The 15,048-nt window shown below is 45.1% G+C and carries 15 protein-coding genes; 7 read left to right on the top strand and 8 right to left on the bottom strand.

The window, feature by feature from the left end; all coding sequences use genetic code 11:
* Nucleotides 1–10: 10 nt before the first annotated feature.
* The 8 genes from A3IK_RS20240 to A3IK_RS0106675 all read right to left on the bottom strand — a co-directional run bounded on the left by A3IK_RS20240 (nucleotide 11) and on the right by A3IK_RS0106675 (nucleotide 6,552).
* Nucleotides 11–1,393 carry an OmpA family protein gene (locus tag A3IK_RS20240; RefSeq protein WP_020559208.1) on the bottom strand — a complete coding sequence of 461 codons (1,383 nt, stop codon included), beginning with the start codon at nucleotides 1,391–1,393 and terminating at the stop codon, nucleotides 11–13.
* Between the two features lie 140 nt (nucleotides 1,394–1,533).
* Nucleotides 1,534–1,956 (bottom strand): rhodanese-like domain-containing protein, encoded by a 423-nt coding sequence (locus A3IK_RS0106705; RefSeq protein ID WP_020559207.1) that lies wholly within the window; start codon nucleotides 1,954–1,956, stop codon nucleotides 1,534–1,536.
* A gap of 15 nt (nucleotides 1,957–1,971) precedes the next feature.
* Nucleotides 1,972–2,202, bottom strand: coding sequence for an FAD assembly factor SdhE (locus tag A3IK_RS0106700; protein ID WP_020559206.1), 231 nt, complete (start codon nucleotides 2,200–2,202; stop codon nucleotides 1,972–1,974).
* Nucleotides 2,203–2,302: 100 nt separating this feature from the next.
* The gene (locus A3IK_RS0106695) at nucleotides 2,303–3,085 is read right to left on the bottom strand and encodes a succinate dehydrogenase iron-sulfur subunit (RefSeq protein WP_020559205.1); all 783 of its coding nucleotides are present in this window, start codon (nucleotides 3,083–3,085) and stop codon (nucleotides 2,303–2,305) included.
* Nucleotides 3,086–3,097: 12 nt separating this feature from the next.
* Entirely contained in the window at nucleotides 3,098–4,885 is a 1,788-nt protein-coding gene (gene sdhA, locus A3IK_RS0106690; RefSeq protein ID WP_020559204.1) for a succinate dehydrogenase flavoprotein subunit, read from the bottom strand.
* Between the two features lie 10 nt (nucleotides 4,886–4,895).
* Nucleotides 4,896–5,279, bottom strand: coding sequence for a succinate dehydrogenase, hydrophobic membrane anchor protein (sdhD, locus tag A3IK_RS0106685; protein ID WP_020559203.1), 384 nt, complete (start codon nucleotides 5,277–5,279; stop codon nucleotides 4,896–4,898).
* A gap of 20 nt (nucleotides 5,280–5,299) precedes the next feature.
* Complete coding sequence (gene sdhC, locus A3IK_RS0106680; RefSeq protein WP_026220847.1) at nucleotides 5,300–5,683, bottom strand: succinate dehydrogenase, cytochrome b556 subunit; 384 nt, start codon at nucleotides 5,681–5,683, stop codon at nucleotides 5,300–5,302.
* A gap of 173 nt (nucleotides 5,684–5,856) precedes the next feature.
* Complete coding sequence (locus A3IK_RS0106675) at nucleotides 5,857–6,552, bottom strand: GntR family transcriptional regulator (protein ID WP_020559201.1); 696 nt, start codon at nucleotides 6,550–6,552, stop codon at nucleotides 5,857–5,859.
* A 215-nt stretch (nucleotides 6,553–6,767) separates the two neighbouring features.
* Here A3IK_RS0106675 and zapE point away from each other — a divergent pair, with 215 nt between their 5' ends.
* The 7 genes from zapE to A3IK_RS0106640 all read left to right on the top strand — a co-directional run bounded on the left by zapE (nucleotide 6,768) and on the right by A3IK_RS0106640 (nucleotide 15,042).
* Nucleotides 6,768–7,925: a cell division protein ZapE gene (zapE, locus tag A3IK_RS0106670; protein ID WP_020559200.1), complete on the top strand. Its 1,158-nt coding sequence runs from the start codon at nucleotides 6,768–6,770 to the stop codon at nucleotides 7,923–7,925.
* Nucleotides 7,926–7,985: 60 nt separating this feature from the next.
* Complete coding sequence (gene fsa, locus A3IK_RS0106665) at nucleotides 7,986–8,642, top strand: fructose-6-phosphate aldolase (protein ID WP_020559199.1); 657 nt, start codon at nucleotides 7,986–7,988, stop codon at nucleotides 8,640–8,642.
* Between the two features lie 148 nt (nucleotides 8,643–8,790).
* Complete coding sequence (gene odhB, locus A3IK_RS0106660; RefSeq protein WP_020559198.1) at nucleotides 8,791–9,996, top strand: 2-oxoglutarate dehydrogenase complex dihydrolipoyllysine-residue succinyltransferase; 1,206 nt, start codon at nucleotides 8,791–8,793, stop codon at nucleotides 9,994–9,996.
* 12 nt (nucleotides 9,997–10,008) lie between these two features.
* Entirely contained in the window at nucleotides 10,009–11,445 is a 1,437-nt protein-coding gene (lpdA, locus tag A3IK_RS0106655) for a dihydrolipoyl dehydrogenase (protein WP_020559197.1), read from the top strand.
* 118 nt (nucleotides 11,446–11,563) lie between these two features.
* Nucleotides 11,564–12,733: an ADP-forming succinate--CoA ligase subunit beta gene (gene sucC, locus A3IK_RS0106650; RefSeq protein ID WP_020559196.1), complete on the top strand. Its 1,170-nt coding sequence runs from the start codon at nucleotides 11,564–11,566 to the stop codon at nucleotides 12,731–12,733.
* A complete protein-coding gene (gene sucD / locus A3IK_RS0106645; protein ID WP_020559195.1) occupies nucleotides 12,730–13,602 on the top strand; it encodes a succinate--CoA ligase subunit alpha in 873 nt (290 codons plus the stop codon). Before sucC ends, sucD begins: the two co-directional genes overlap by 4 nt.
* 135 nt (nucleotides 13,603–13,737) lie before the next feature.
* Nucleotides 13,738–15,042 carry a citrate synthase gene (locus A3IK_RS0106640; RefSeq protein ID WP_020559194.1) on the top strand — a complete coding sequence of 435 codons (1,305 nt, stop codon included), beginning with the start codon at nucleotides 13,738–13,740 and terminating at the stop codon, nucleotides 15,040–15,042.
* Nucleotides 15,043–15,048 lie beyond the last annotated feature (6 nt).

The raw sequence follows: 15,048 nt of genomic DNA, 5'->3' as shown, positions 1-15,048 counted from the left end.
CATCCTTGTTTTACTTTAAGGGCATTATTTCAACACGCCGATTTTGTTGCCGTCCCTCAGCGGTATTATTACTCGCAATAGGTTTAGACTCACCCATGGAGTTCACCTGCAATTGCTTTTCAGGCGCACCACGACCTATGAGCGCATCACGTACAATTTCTGCTCGTTTTAAAGCCAGTTTTTCGTTTAAATCAGCAGCGCCGCGACTATCGGTATGTCCTGTAATTTTAATAGTAGCGCGTTTATGTTTTTGCAAATAGGCCGCTACTGTATCAAAGTAATCCGCTGTTTCATCACTTAACGCTGGGCGTGCCAAACCAGTAGGGAAATTAAGCCGTGCAGGGCCTAGGCGGGTATCGGTCGATTTGCCATTTTGATAGACCACCATTTTATTACGATCTTTACCTTCTGGGTCTTGTGGTTCTGGCTCTGCCTTTGACTCTTGGGCTGTTTCAGTTTTAGAGGATTTTGCTTTATCAGCCGATTTAGCTTTCTCAGTTGTCTCAGAGCTTTCTTTAGCAGTTTCCTTGGTCTTGCTCGTAGTTGACTTGCTGGGCTGATCCTGATCCGTTTTGCTCGTGCTACTTGTACTATCCGCTGTTTTTGTTTTGGAGGTTGGCTTTTCTTTTTCGGTCGTTTTGCTAGTGGATTCGGTAGCACTCTTATTGTTGTCAGTACTTGACGATTTTTTAGCTTCGGAATCAGTTTTTTCTTTACTGTCTTTTTTACTATTTTCTTTAGTATCGGTTAGGGTAGCTATTTTGGTGCTAGTCGTAGTCTCAGTGGCGGGAGGCTCTGGAACGATAGGGGCTGGAGAGAGTGTGCCACGATTAAGGCGTTTTTCTTCATCAGCCGTCATCGCTGCCGCTTGAGTCTCTGGTCGATAAATATCCACCGCACCCTCTTCAACAAGAGCTGTCACAACGGATGCTTCAGTATCCTTAGAGGCAACTTTATTAGCCTGTAGATAATCAGGTGTGCCATTATTATCACTATCGAGCGCATCATCTACCCGTCCATCATTATTGCGATCGGGTTGCTCGTTTTTCGTTAGAATTCCATCATTATCATCGTCGTCATCTAGCGCATCGATTAAGCCATCATTATCCGTATCATTAGGGATCTGACTAATTTCTACCAAATCAGGCACACCATCGCCATCGGTATCGGTATTATTAGGATCAGTACCGAGGCGCTTTTCGTCGCCATTGCGAATACCATCCTTATCATTATCTTGGTTCTCATCATCGGTAGGGTTGTTGTAGGCTGAATTAGCAGCGACTTGATTAGTCGCCATACTACAAAACCCTTTGATATTACAGGTGTACCACCACCAGCTGCCTAATCCCCATAGAGCAGCTAGCACCAAAATAATGGATGATTTAAATTTCATTGATAGAATCGTCCTTGTTAATAGAGGTCTACTCGCGTTGACTTGCCCGTGTAATCAATGTCTTTAGCCAGTATTGGTAGGGTAAGTATGGCTTAGCTGTACATAATAGCAAATTATAACTGGGGTTAGATTCTAGAATACTAACATTGTTCCCAAGGTAAACCATGAAAACGCCATCCACCTACCGTGCTACGGTGGTTTTGCTCGTCTTTTTCGCCCTCAAAACCCTCCTCAACATGATAAACATGCTCAAAGCCTGATTTGAGCAAGGCATCAGCCGCATCTAAGGTGCGTTTACCACTCCGGCAAATGAGTATGACATGGGTATCTTGTTTAGGGCTTGTTTCTTTAAAGCGACTCGCTAGGGTTTTTTCCACGATTTGAGCAAAATTAGGATCAACGACCCAATCCGGCTCGTCAATCCAAGGAATATGCACGGAGCCTATGGCATGCCCTACAAATAGATATTCCATTGAGGAGCGTATATCGATTAGCAAACTAGTTGAGGTCGTTTGTAAAAACTCATAAGCCGCTTGAGGTTGGAGATGAATAAGATCGGACATAGCAATAACTCATCATTAATAGGCAGCTAATTTAGCAATTAGTGGCTGATAGGGGGCAGGTGCTGGATCTATACCCATCACCATACCGTACAAAATGGGATCTTGTAAGTCGAGTAGCTCATTGAGATAGCGGCGCTCTTGCTCACTAGCGGTCTCATAATGGCGCTCAAGGTAACGTATCAAAATCACATCCAACTCTTTCATACCACGGCGGCAACGTAATTTAAGGCGTGAGAATTCACTCATAGCTAATCACTCCAATACACTCTAGGGTAAGGTAGGGCTATAAAGGGAAGGATAATATAAGGAAAAACCCCTAAAACCAAGTGGCCTAGGGGTTTGAGAGCTAGGCTCGACGCTCAACCATGAACTTTTTGAGCTGACCAATTGCTTTGGCAGGGTTTAAACCCTTAGGGCAGGTATTAGTACAGTTCATAATAGTGTGGCAACGATAGAGCCTGAAAGGATCTTCTAAATTATCCAGACGCTCACCTGTCGCCTCATCACGGCTATCAATGACCCAGCGATACGCTTGCAGTAATACTGCAGGGCCTAAGTAGCGGTCACTATTCCACCAGTAGCTCGGACAAGAGGTAGAGCAACTTGCACATAAGATACACTCATATAAGCCATCGAGTTTCTTACGATCTTCCGGTGATTGTAAACGCTCACGATCACCAGAGATGGGGGTGTCGGTTTGCATCCAAGGTTTAATGGACGCATATTGAGCATAGAAGTGGGTTAGATCAGGTACTAGATCCTTAATCACCTGCATATGCGGCAAGGGGCTAATAGTAATATCGCCCGGAATATCATCAATCGCTTTAATACAAGCCAGCGTATTAGTACCACCAATATTCATAGCACAAGAGCCACAAATACCCTCGCGGCAAGAGCGACGGAAGGTTAGGGTGGTATCAATCTCGTTTTTAATCTTCAATAGTGCATCAAGTACCATCGGGGCGCACTTATCCAAATCAATTTGAAAAGTGTCCCAACGGGGATTTTGACCACTATCTGGATCATAGCGATAGATTTTAAAGGTTTTAATACGGGTCGCACCTTTAGGAGCAGGCCACGTTTTGCCTTCTTTAACGACAGAATTTGCCGGTAATTTAAATTCAGCCATAGTAGGTGTCTCTTAGTAGGTGCGTTTTTTGGGCGGAATGTACTCGACATCCGAGGTTAGGGTATAGGTATGTACAGGGCGATAATCAATCGTAACCTTACCTTGTGGGTCTAACCAAGACAGCGTGTGCTTCATCCATTGCTCATCATTACGATCAGGGAAATCCTCACGCGCATGAGCGCCCCGGCTTTCGGTACGATTTAAGGCGGACTGTACTGACACTTGAGCACATTCTAATAGGTTAGCCAGCTCTAAGGTTTCCATTAAATCGGAGTTCCAAATTAAACTGCGATCTTGAATACCCACCTCTTGGAAGCTGCTATAGATGGTATTCATTTTGTCCACCCCTTCTTGCAGGGATGCGCCGGTACGGAAGACAGCGGCATGTTTTTGCATGGCGTGCTGCATTTCGTCACGAATAGTCGCGGTGGATTTAGTGCCTTTGGCATTACGAATCGCATCAAAACGATCTAATGCTTTTTGTAAACCGGCTTGCGGTAAATCGGGTTGAGTAGCACCCGGTGTTAAAGTCTCAGCACAACGATTAGCCGCCGCACGTCCGAACACAACGATATCAAGTAGAGAGTTAGAGCCTAAACGATTCGCGCCATGTACCGATACGCAAGCACACTCACCAATCGCCATTAAACCCGGAACGATGGCATCAGGATTACCATCTTTTAGGGTAACGACTTCGCCATGATAGTTGGTTGGAATACCACCCATGTTGTAATGGACAGTAGGCAATACTGGAATCGGTTCCTTAGTCACATCTACACCGGCGAAAATACGCGCACTTTCTGCAATGCCGGGGAGACGTTCGTGAATAATTTCAGCGCCTAAATGCTCTAAATGCAGATGAATGTGGTCTTTCTTCTCACCTACACCGCGACCTTCATTAATTTCAACGGTCATGGAGCGGCTAACAACGTCACGTGAGGCAAGGTCTTTGGCATTAGGTGCATAACGCTCCATAAAGCGCTCACCATTGGAGTTGGTTAAGTAACCACCCTCACCCCGCACCCCTTCAGTAATTAAGCAACCTGAGCCATAAATACCCGTTGGGTGGAATTGAGTGAACTCCATATCTTGCAGCGGTAGACCCGCACGCGTCACCATACCATTACCATCACCAGTACAAGTATGCGCCGAGGTAGCAGAGAAGTAAGCACGACCATAGCCGCCTGTAGCTAAGACTACGGTTTGAGCATGAAATACTCGTAAAACACCCGTTGCTAAGTCCCACGCTAAGACACCACGGCAAACACCCTCGTCATCCATAATCAGGTCAGTAGCAAAGTGCTCAATATAAAACTCAGCTTGATGACGCAGTGATTGTTGATACAGAGTATGCAGAATAGCATGACCAGTACGATCCGCCGCCGCGCAAGTACGCTGTGCAATACCCTCACCATAGTTAGTCGTCATACCACCGAAAGGGCGTTGATAAATCAGACCCGCTTCGGTACGAGAGAAAGGCACACCTTGATGCTCTAGCTCAATAACGGCAGGGATGGCTTCACGACACATATACTCAATCGCATCCTGATCACCCAACCAATCAGACCCTTTAACAGTGTCATACATATGCCACTGCCACTTATCAGGCCCCATATTACCTAGAGCTGCCGACATACCACCTTGTGCAGCCACCGTATGACTACGAGTAGGGAATACTTTAGTAATACAAGCGGTAGATAGCCCTTTGACAGCCATACCAAACGTTGCACGTAAACCCGCACCACCTGCACCTACTACCACAACATCATAGGTATGGTGTTCAATTTTATAATCCGACATAAACTTTTCCTCAGCCTCCAAAGGTCACACGTAGCACGGCTAAAATGCTCACTGTGCCTAGTAATACCATCAACAGTTTCATTGCAATCAAGGTTACAATTTTGGTGTTTTCATGGTGAATGTAGTCTTCGATAAAGACCTGTAATCCTAAGGATGCATGATAAAAGCCAGCAAATAAAAAGAGGGTAAACATGGCAACATTAAAAGGAGCAGCAAAATAGGTGAGGACTGCTTCATAAGGCTTGCCTGCCATGGATGCGACTGAGAAAGCAGCCCATAGCGTAAGCGGTACGAGTGCTACAGCCGAAACACGCTGCATCCACCAGTGGTGTACGCCTTCTTTAGCCGAACCAAGGCCACGCACTTTCTTTAAAGGGGTTAATAGACGGCTCATGGAAAATCTCCGGTCAAAGGTTAGGCAACCAACCACAGTAAAAGGTTTAAAATAGCCGATGCAATAATAACAATCTTACCCGTGAGGTAAGTCGTTGGCAGATCAAAGCCATAATCCAGATCCCACATTAAGTGGCGGATACCATTGCATAAATGATAAAATAAAGCCCAAGTCCAGAAAAACAGAATAAATTTACCAAGCCATGAGCCTAAAAAAGAGGTAGCAATATCAAAAGCTTGAGGACCTGCTGCTAATGAGGTGAGCCAATACACCACGACAAGTGAGCCTACCGCTGCTGCTATACCGGTAGCACGGTGTAACAGTGATGTCGCTGAAGTGAGTTGCCACTTATAATGCGTGCCCAACATAAAGGGTGACAAAGGTCGTTTGGTTGAGTTCTGCATGCGCGTTAATAGTCCGTTTGGTGAGGTTTAACGTTTATAAAAGATTGTCGACATCTTTTATTTTCCGCTGGGCATAATAGCGGTTTTTACGCATTTTTCCAACCACAACTGCAGTTTTAACGCCCTATATTGCTGCTTATTGTCGACAGTATTTTAGATCTTAGTCAATACCATCACTCAATTTCATCAGGTGGAATTGCCAATAAATGATGTTGGGCGCGCGCCCTAGAGGCTCTAATATGATGGCGCATCAACAGCTCAGCCATTTCACCATCTCGATTATTAAGCGCGGAAGCAATTAATTCGTGCTCACTCAATGCTTGTTCTGAAAAGCGTGGATTTAAGCGGAAACGATAAAAACGCACTAAATCATATAAATCCACATAGAGCATACGCTGGAGACGCTCATTATTGCAACCCTGAATAATACAAAAATGAAAATCTAAATCAGCGTCATAATGAACACTAGTTGGAGTAGCATAGGGGTCTTGAGTGGTTACTGCCGTCTTATTGTGCTCGACTAAACTATTGAGATGAGCGAGCTGCTCATTGCTCATATTTTCTGCTGCTAGACGCGCCGCCATGCCCTCCATTGCCTCACGGATTTGATAAATTTCCATCAGTTGTTTAGTCGAAAACCCAACTACCCGTGCGCCAATATTGGGTTTACGAGTGACTAGATTACAGTTTTCCAGTTTACTAATGGCTTCACGTAATGAGCCACGGCTAACGTTATATTGATTAGCTAATTCAGGTTCACTAATTTTTTTACCAGGCGGCAGCTCACCTCCTAAAATAGCGCGGCGCAATTCCTGAAATAAGCGATCAGCAATGGTAATAGGTTCGGGTGTTAAATGATTAAAGCCCATCTAATCTGTTCTCATGTGGTTTGTCGACATTGTTAGTATTATACCTATTGTTAACTTGCTAATATTGGTCATAGTAGTGGTATTAATACTAACGTTATTGCTGTTTTTCAAGTACAATGTCGACAATTTTCAAGCTGTGCTCCGTAAAATACTTCATATCCCTAGCTGTAGGCAGCGAGGGTTTTATTACTTGGATGACTCCAGCATGAGTCTTAGTGGATAATCCACCTAATTTGATCAGCTTTCTAGAGAAATGTGGTGTTATGTTATTAGAAGAATACTACCAAGACGCCGTTCAACAGCAGGTGATTCAGTTCGATCCTGCACAGGCGGCAGCGGTGAAAGTATTACAACGGATTTGGGATGAGTTAGTAGCCGCTCCAGTCGTGGAAGCAGCACCAGTTAAGCGGGGATTATTCTCCTTATTTGCTAGCCCTAAGGCGGCTGCCCCACACACTGTGCGCGGCGCTTATATTTGGGGCGGAGTAGGGCGTGGCAAGACTTGGCTCATGGATAGTTTTTATGAGCGCGTTCCCATTACGCAAAAAAAACGTATGCACTACCACCACTTTATGAATTACGTGCATGATGAGCTGAAAAAGACTACACATGTACAAAATCCCTTACAAGAATTAGCTAAACGCGAAGCGCCTACTATGCGTTTATTGTGTTTAGATGAGTTTCATGTGTTAGATATTGTGGATGCGATGCTGCTATATGGGCTATTAGAAGCCTTTTTCCAGCAGGGGATTACTCTTGTCACAACCTCTAATCGTAAGCCTGATGATTTGTACTTGAATGGTTTGCAACGTAGCCGCTTCCTACCCGCGATTGCTTTGATTAAACGAAGCATGGATGTGGTGGAGCTGGATAATAATGTGGATTATCGTATGTTGCGTCAGGTTGGTGAACATGGTTTTATTCAAGGCCACCAAGACGATGAAGTAGAACGTGAGTTAACCCAAGAATTTAATACCATTGCAACAGGTAAGATTTATACCGATACCACGATAATAATCCAAGGGCGCTCCTTACCTGTCCACAAACTTGCTGATAATATTATCTGGTTTACTTTCCCTGTTTTGTGTGAAGGGCCGCGTTCGGCGCGTGACTATATTGAGATTGCAGATGGTTATAAAACGGTAGTGTTATCAGGCATGCCGGTTTTGACTGAAGCTCATGAGAATGCGGCAAGGCGCTTTTTGAACCTCATTGATGAACTCTATGATCGTCAGGTGCGCTTGATTTTGTCTACCGCCATTCCCTTAAATGCTTTATATCAGGGGGAAAAGCTAGTGTTTGAATACGACCGTGCTATGAGTCGCTTAAATGAGATGCAAAGTGATGAATATCAACGCCGAGCAGCGGCTTAAGTAGCGGATTAATAAACCATAATTATTAAATAACTCATCCCAACCCTCTAGGAGAGTCTAATGAAATTTTTTATTGATACCGGCGATATTGCTGAAATTCGTCAAGCGTGTGAGTCGGGTATGGTCGATGGTGTGACCACCAACCCCTCCTTAGTTGCTAACTCTGGGCGTGACTTTAAAGAGCTCATTCGTGAAATCTGCACTATTACCTCAGGCCCTGTCAGTGCCGAGGTGTTAGCCATGGATGCACCGACTATGTTGAAAGAGGCCGAGGTGCTAAGTGCGATTGCGGATAATGTCTGTATTAAATTACCTTTAACGGTGGAAGGTTTAAAAGCCTGTAAAGTGCTCTCAAGCCAAGGTATTGCGACCAATGTCACCTTATGTTTTAGCGTTTCCCAAGCCTTATTAGCCGCTAAAGCAGGAGCCACTTATGTATCGCCTTTTATGGGGCGCTTAGATGATGTGAGTGAGTCAGGGATTCAGTTAATTGCCGATATTGTGAACATGTACCGCAACTATCCCGAACTCAATACCCAAGTACTCGCCGCCTCTATTCGCAGCCCTTTGCATATCGTTGAGGCTGCCTCCGTCGGTGCTCATGTAGCAACCTTGCCACCTAAGATTCTATATCAGCTCTATCAGCATCCTTTAACCGACAAAGGGCTCGCTGGATTTATGAAGGATTGGGAAAAAACCGGACAAAAATTGGTATAGTGCTAAGGTCACGTTATCTTAATAACTATTTAGTTGTCGACAATACCCATGGCTTATAATTGACAAGTAACCTTGTGGGGCTATAATGTCGACAATCTTGTAGTGAAGCTGTACGCCACGCTAAATAATATGTTGAGGATATGAACGAATGAGTGAAATACTGACCCCAGTACTGCCAGAGTCAGTTGCTGATGCGACTGTTGCAACTTGGAATAAAAAAGTTGGCGACGCTGTCAAGCAAGATGAAATATTAGTTGAAATTGAAACCGACAAAGTCATGTTGGAAGTCACTGCACCTGTTGACGGTGTATTAAGCGAGATTCTGCAACCAGAAGGTGCGACGGTTACTAGTAGTCAATTATTAGGCCGCGTTACTGCTGGTGCTGCCGCTGCTGTGGCTCCTGCCGCTCCAGCTCCTGCAAGTGTACCTGCTGCTAGCTCTGCCGCTGAAGCACCTGCTAGTCCCGCCGTGCGTAAAATGATGGATGAAGCTAATCTATCTAGAGCGGATGTCGATGGTTCGGGTAAAAATGGTCGTATTCTTAAAGAAGACGTAGCTGCTACTACGGCTAAAGCGGCTCCGGCTCCTGTTACGGCAGCTCCTGCCCCCGTTGCACCTGCTCCGGTAGCACCGAAAGCTGTTGCAGGTTCACGCGAAGAAACTCGCGTACCTATGACTCGTTTACGCGCCCGTATTGCTGAGCGTTTATTAGAAGCCAAGCAATCCACTGCTATGTTGACGACATTCAATGAAGTCAATATGAAGCCTTTAATGGATATGCGTAATGAGTATAAAGACGCGTTTGAAAAGAAACATAATACGCGCTTAGGTTTCATGTCGTTATTTGTGAAAGCCGCTACCATTGCGCTGCAACGTTTCCCTGAAATCAATGCCTCTATTGATGGTAATGACATTATTTATCGTAACTACTGTGATATCGGTATTGCGGTATCGTCTGATCGTGGTTTAGTCGTTCCGGTATTACGTAGTGCTGAAGAAATGGGTCTTGCGGATATTGAAGCAGCTATCACTGCGTATGCGAAGAAAGCTCAAGCAGGTAAATTAGATATGTCTGATTTATCCGGTGGTAGCTTCACCATTACCAATGGTGGTGTGTTCGGTTCGTTATTATCTACCCCTATTTTGAATCCTCCGCAAAGCGCTATTTTAGGTATGCACTCGATTCAAAAGCGTCCTATGGTCGATGCGAATGACAATATCGTTGTACTACCTATGATGTATATTGCTCTTTCTTACGATCACCGTATTGTGGATGGTAAAGGGGCTGTAACCTTCCTGAAAACCATTAAAGAATTGGTTGAAAACCCCGTTCGCATTCTGTTGGATGTGTAAGGAGCGTTATTCATGTCGAATCAATATGATGTAATTGTAATTGGCGGCGGCCCCGGTGGTTATGTAGCGGCTATCCGTTGTGCGCAATTAGGTTTAAAAACCGCTTGTGTCGAAGAGTGGATTAATAAGCAGCAAAAGCCAGCCCTAGGTGGTACATGCTTAAATGTGGGTTGCATTCCCTCTAAAGCGCTCTTAGAAAGCTCGGAGCGTTATGAAGAGATTACCCATACGAATGCCGGTCACGGTATTACGGTTACTGGGCTAGAAATAGATGTCCCCACCATGATTGCTCGCAAAGATAAAATTGTCGGGCAATTAACTAGTGGTGTAGCTCAACTATTTCAAGCCAATGGCATTACATGGTTACAAGGTCGTGGCAAACTACTAGCTAATAAGCAAGTTGAAGTTAAAGGGCATGATGGTGCAGTTAATACCTATAGCGCTAATAATATTATTATTGCGACTGGCTCTGTACCGATTGAGCTACCGATTGCGCGTTGGCTAGATACTCGCATTGTGGATTCTACAGGCGCTTTGGATTGGGAAGCCGTTCCTAAGCGTTTAGGGGTGATTGGTGCAGGTGTTATCGGTTTAGAAATGGGCAGCGTATGGCGTCGTTTAGGTGCTGACGTGGTCGTCCTTGAGGCTATGCCCGATTTCTTAGCCGCTGCCGACCGTGATGTTGCTAAAGCCGCTCAGACTCAATTCAAAAAGCAAGGTTTAGATATTCGCCTTAACTCTAAAGTGAGTAAAGTCGATGTAACCGATGCGGGCATTGTGATTAGCTATCAAGACGCTGAAGGCGAGAAAACCCTCACAGTAGATAATCTCATTGTGGCAGTAGGGCGTAAAGCCAATACAGCCGGTGCGATTGATCCAGCCTCTGGTGTTGCTGTCGATGAGCGTGGACGTGTGGTGGTGGATGATCACTGTGCGACGGGTGTTGCGGGTATTTATGCGATTGGTGATTGCGTAAAAGGCCCAATGCTCGCTCATAAAGCCTCTGAAGAGGGTGTGACAGTTGCCGAACGCATTGCCGGTCAAAAACCTCATCTTAACTATGATGCTATTCCTTGGGTTATTTACACTCACCCTGAAATCGCGTGGGTCGGTAAGACTGAGCAGGATTTGAAAGCAGCGGGTACTGAGTACAATGTAGGTACTTTCTCCTTTGCGGTGAATGGTCGTGCTAAAGCCATGGATCAAGATAATGGCATGATTAAAGTCCTCGCGGATGCTAAAACGGATCGGATTTTAGGGGTGCATATCGTAGGCCCGATGGCATCAGAACTGATTGCTCAAGGGGCTATAGCGATTGAAACAGAGAGTACCGCTGAGGATTTAGCGCGTATGACCTTTGCTCATCCGTCCCTATCTGAGTCGATGCATGAGGCGATGCTCGCAGTCGGGGGGCGTGCTATACATGGTGTCAATCGTAAGCGTAAGTAAACGTAGTATCCATGGGTTGCCTCAAACAGGTTATATAACATAAAACTTGTAGCACAACGTTCAAATGGCTAGGTATGATAAGTACCTAGCCTAAAAAACTACCAAAGGAAATTTAACAATGAATTTACACGAGTATCAGGCCAAAGCGGTGTTTAGCCAATATGGTTTGCCTGTGCCGGTAAGCAAAGTGGCCTCAACGCCTGACGAAGCTGCCGCTGCTGCTCAAGCTCTTAGTACCTCTAAAGTTGTAGTGAAAGCTCAAGTGCATGCGGGGGGACGTGGGAAAGCAGGTGGTGTGAAGCTAGTCAGCTCTCCTGCTGAAGCTGCGGATGTTGCAGAGCGTTTACTAGGCAAAAACTTAGTCACCTATCAAACCGATGCGAATGGTCAACCCGTTACAGTCGTATTAGTAGAAGAAACCTGCAATATTGCGCGTGAATTATATCTAGGTGCAGTAGTCGACCGTTCTACCCGTCGTGTTGTCATCATGGCCTCGACTGAAGGTGGGATGGAGATTGAAAAAGTCGCCCATGAAACCCCAGAGAAAATTCTTAAGGCCGTAGTAGACCCACTAGTTGGGGTTATGCCTTATCAAGCGCGCGAGATCGGGTTCCAACTCGGACTCAATGACAATCAAATCAAACAATTTACTAAGTTACTGGTTAACTTCGGCAAAATGTTTGTGGAAAAAGATCTATCACTGGTAGAAATCAATCCTTTGGTAGTGACCGCTGAAGGCAACTTATTATGCCTAGACGGTAAAATCAATGTGGATGGTAATGCGTTATACCGTCAGCCTGAACTCGTTGCTATGCGCGATAAGTCACAAGAAGATGCGCGTGAAATTGAAGCCTCTGAGTGGGAACTCAACTATGTTGCTCTTGAGGGTAATATTGGTTGCTTAGTCAATGGTGCCGGTCTTGCGATGGCGACTATGGATATTATTAAACTATCCGGTGGTCAACCTGCTAACTTCCTCGATGTAGGGGGTGGTGCAACCGCAGCTCGTGTAGCCGCAGCCTTTAAAATTATCCTATCCGATCAGGCTGTGAAAGGTATTTTAGTGAATATCTTTGGTGGCATTGTGCGTTGTGACCTGATTGCAGACGGTATTATTCAAGCCGTTAAAGAGGTTAATGTGACCGTTCCGGTAGTGGTACGTTTAGAGGGTAATAATGCTGAAAAAGGTGCAGAATTACTCAATAATAGTGGTTTAGCGGTGATTGCTGCTAATGATTTGGGTGATGCTGCGCGTAAAGTAGTAGCAGCAGTAGGAGGTGCGGCATGAGCATTCTGATTAATAAAGATACTAAAGTGCTCTGCCAAGGTTTCACTGGTAAGCAAGGTACATTCCACTCTGAGCAAGCCATTGCTTATGGTACGAAAATGGTCGGCGGTACGTCTCCGGGTAAAGGGGGCAGCACCCATTTAGGTCTACCTGTATTCAACACCATGAAAGAAGCGGTAAATGAGACAGGTGCCGATGCCTCTGTGATTTATGTACCGGCTCCTTTTTGTAAAGATTCGATTATTGAAGCGGCAGAGTCTGGCGTTAAATTAATCGTATGTATTACTGAGGGTATTCCCGTATTAGATATGCTGGATGCTAAAGTGATTGTGGATAGCTTAGGAGTACGTTTAATCGGCCCTAACTGCCCCGGTGTGATTACGCCGGGAGAGTGCAAAATCGGTATTATGCCCGGTGCTATTCATAAACCCGGCAAAATCGGTATTGTGTCACGTTCTGGTACTTTAACCTATGAAGCGGTGAAACAAACCGGCGAGTGGGGACAAAGTACTTGCGTGGGTATTGGTGGTGATCCGATTCCCGGTTCAAACTTCATCGATATTCTTAAAATGTTCCAAGACGATCCTGCGACCGAAGCGATTCTAATGTGCGGTGAGATCGGTGGTTCGGCTGAAGAAGAAGCGGCTGCCTTTATTCAAGAATACGTCACAAAACCTGTTGCTGCTTATATTGCGGGTGTGACTGCACCTAAAGGTAAGCGTATGGGTCATGCTGGCGCGATTATTGCCGGTGGTAAAGGAACAGCACAAGAAAAGTTCGCTGCATTAGAAGCAGCGGGTGTTGTGACCATTAAGTCCCCTGCTGAATTAGGCAAAGGTGTAGCGGAAGCTTTAAGTCGTAAAAAATAAATACAACTGCAAAGTTCGGAACCTATCTGATCTAGGATAGGTTCTAGTGATTACGCTAGGGGGTTTCATAATTAACTATGCCACGAACACTGTTTTGTGGTGGTTTTTGATTGCATCGACACTTGGAGTGCCCTGATGACTAAGCAAACAGTGACTGTGACTGATAATGTCTCCGGCAAACAGATTGATTTTGACTTATTAAGCCCAACAATGGGCCCTAAAGCCATTGATATTCGTAAGCTTTATAAAGAATTGGGTTACTTCACCTATGATCCGGGTTATCTCGCAACCGCCAGTTGTACGAGTGCTATTACCTATCTAGATGGTGATAAAGGTACTTTAATGTATCGGGGTTACCCCATTGAGCAATTAGCCGAGCAAAGTACTTTCCTCGAAACATGCTATTTACTCTTTAAGGGTGAATTACCGAACGCCGCTCAAAAACAAGACTTTGAGCAGGTTATTGCACGCCATTCTATGTTGCATGATCAAATGCAATTCTTCTTCCGTGGCTTCCGTCGTGATGCTCACCCTATGGCGACCATGGTTGGTGTTGTTGGTGCCTTATCCGCGTTCTATCATGAAGATTTAAATATTCAAGACCCCGTGCAGCGCGAGCGTTGTGCTCATCGTTTGATTGCTAAAATGCCAACGATTGCCGCATGGAGTTATCGCTATTCTAAGGGTTTACCTTTCATGTACCCCTTGAATAAACTGGGTTATGCAGAAAACTTCCTACGGATGATGTTTGCCGTACCAACGGAAGAGTATGAAGTTGACCCCTTAATGGCTAAAGCATTAGATGTAATCTTAATTCTCCATGCTGACCATGAACAAAATGCCTCAACCTCCACAGTTCGTTTAGCAGGCAGCTCTGAGGCCAATCCATATGCGGCTACAGCCGCTGGTATTGCCTCTCTTTGGGGGCCTGCTCACGGGGGCGCTAATGAAGCGGTAATCCGTATGCTGCAAGAAATGGTTGACTCTGGTAAGCCATTGCAATATTGGATTGATCGCGCTAAAGATAAGGATGACCGTTTCCGTTTAATGGGCTTTGGTCACCGTGTTTATAAAAACTATGATCCTCGCGCCAAAATTATTCGTCGGATTGCGGATGAAGTCTTAGCTCGCACACCGGCAGATAATCCGCACCATAAATTATTTGATCTAGCTCGTGAATTAGAACAAGTTGCGTTGAGTGATGAATACTTCATCAAGCGTAGCCTCTATCCTAATGTTGATTTCTACTCTGGTATTATTTTCCTAAGCATGGGCATTCCTTTGCAAATGTTTACCGTGATGTTTGCTCTAGCGCGGACTATCGGTTGGATTTCGCAATGGGATGAAATGATGGGTGATGAAGAATCACGTATTGGTCGTCCGCGCCAGCTCTATATTGGTGCGACGCAACGTGATTATGTGCCGTTAGATCAACGTTAATACTCA

Origin of the sequence: Thiofilum flexile DSM 14609 (assembly GCF_000380185.1) — a bacterium.
GTDB classification, from domain to species: domain Bacteria; phylum Pseudomonadota; class Gammaproteobacteria; order Thiotrichales; family Thiotrichaceae; genus Thiofilum; species Thiofilum flexile.
Note: the sequence above shows the minus strand (reverse complement) of the source record. Positions and strands in the feature narration are given on the sequence as shown.

What these genes read in the sequence shown, in the direction of transcription:
- A3IK_RS20240 (WP_020559208.1), bottom strand. Translation starts at nt 1,393, where the DNA reads ATGAAATTTAAATCATCCATTATTTTGGTGCTAGCTGCTCTATGGGGA.
- A3IK_RS0106705 (WP_020559207.1), bottom strand. Translation starts at nt 1,956, where the DNA reads ATGTCCGATCTTATTCATCTCCAACCTCAAGCGGCTTATGAGTTTTTA.
- A3IK_RS0106700 (WP_020559206.1), bottom strand. Translation starts at nt 2,202, where the DNA reads ATGAGTGAATTCTCACGCCTTAAATTACGTTGCCGCCGTGGTATGAAA.
- A3IK_RS0106695 (WP_020559205.1), bottom strand. Translation starts at nt 3,085, where the DNA reads ATGGCTGAATTTAAATTACCGGCAAATTCTGTCGTTAAAGAAGGCAAA.
- sdhA (WP_020559204.1), bottom strand. Translation starts at nt 4,885, where the DNA reads ATGTCGGATTATAAAATTGAACACCATACCTATGATGTTGTGGTAGTA.
- sdhD (WP_020559203.1), bottom strand. Translation starts at nt 5,279, where the DNA reads ATGAGCCGTCTATTAACCCCTTTAAAGAAAGTGCGTGGCCTTGGTTCG.
- sdhC (WP_026220847.1), bottom strand. Translation starts at nt 5,683, where the DNA reads ATGCAGAACTCAACCAAACGACCTTTGTCACCCTTTATGTTGGGCACG.
- A3IK_RS0106675 (WP_020559201.1), bottom strand. Translation starts at nt 6,552, where the DNA reads ATGGGCTTTAATCATTTAACACCCGAACCTATTACCATTGCTGATCGC.
- fsa (WP_020559199.1), top strand. Translation starts at nt 7,986, where the DNA reads ATGAAATTTTTTATTGATACCGGCGATATTGCTGAAATTCGTCAAGCG.
- odhB (WP_020559198.1), top strand. Translation starts at nt 8,791, where the DNA reads ATGAGTGAAATACTGACCCCAGTACTGCCAGAGTCAGTTGCTGATGCG.
- lpdA (WP_020559197.1), top strand. Translation starts at nt 10,009, where the DNA reads ATGTCGAATCAATATGATGTAATTGTAATTGGCGGCGGCCCCGGTGGT.
- sucC (WP_020559196.1), top strand. Translation starts at nt 11,564, where the DNA reads ATGAATTTACACGAGTATCAGGCCAAAGCGGTGTTTAGCCAATATGGT.
- sucD (WP_020559195.1), top strand. Translation starts at nt 12,730, where the DNA reads ATGAGCATTCTGATTAATAAAGATACTAAAGTGCTCTGCCAAGGTTTC.
- A3IK_RS0106640 (WP_020559194.1), top strand. Translation starts at nt 13,738, where the DNA reads ATGACTAAGCAAACAGTGACTGTGACTGATAATGTCTCCGGCAAACAG.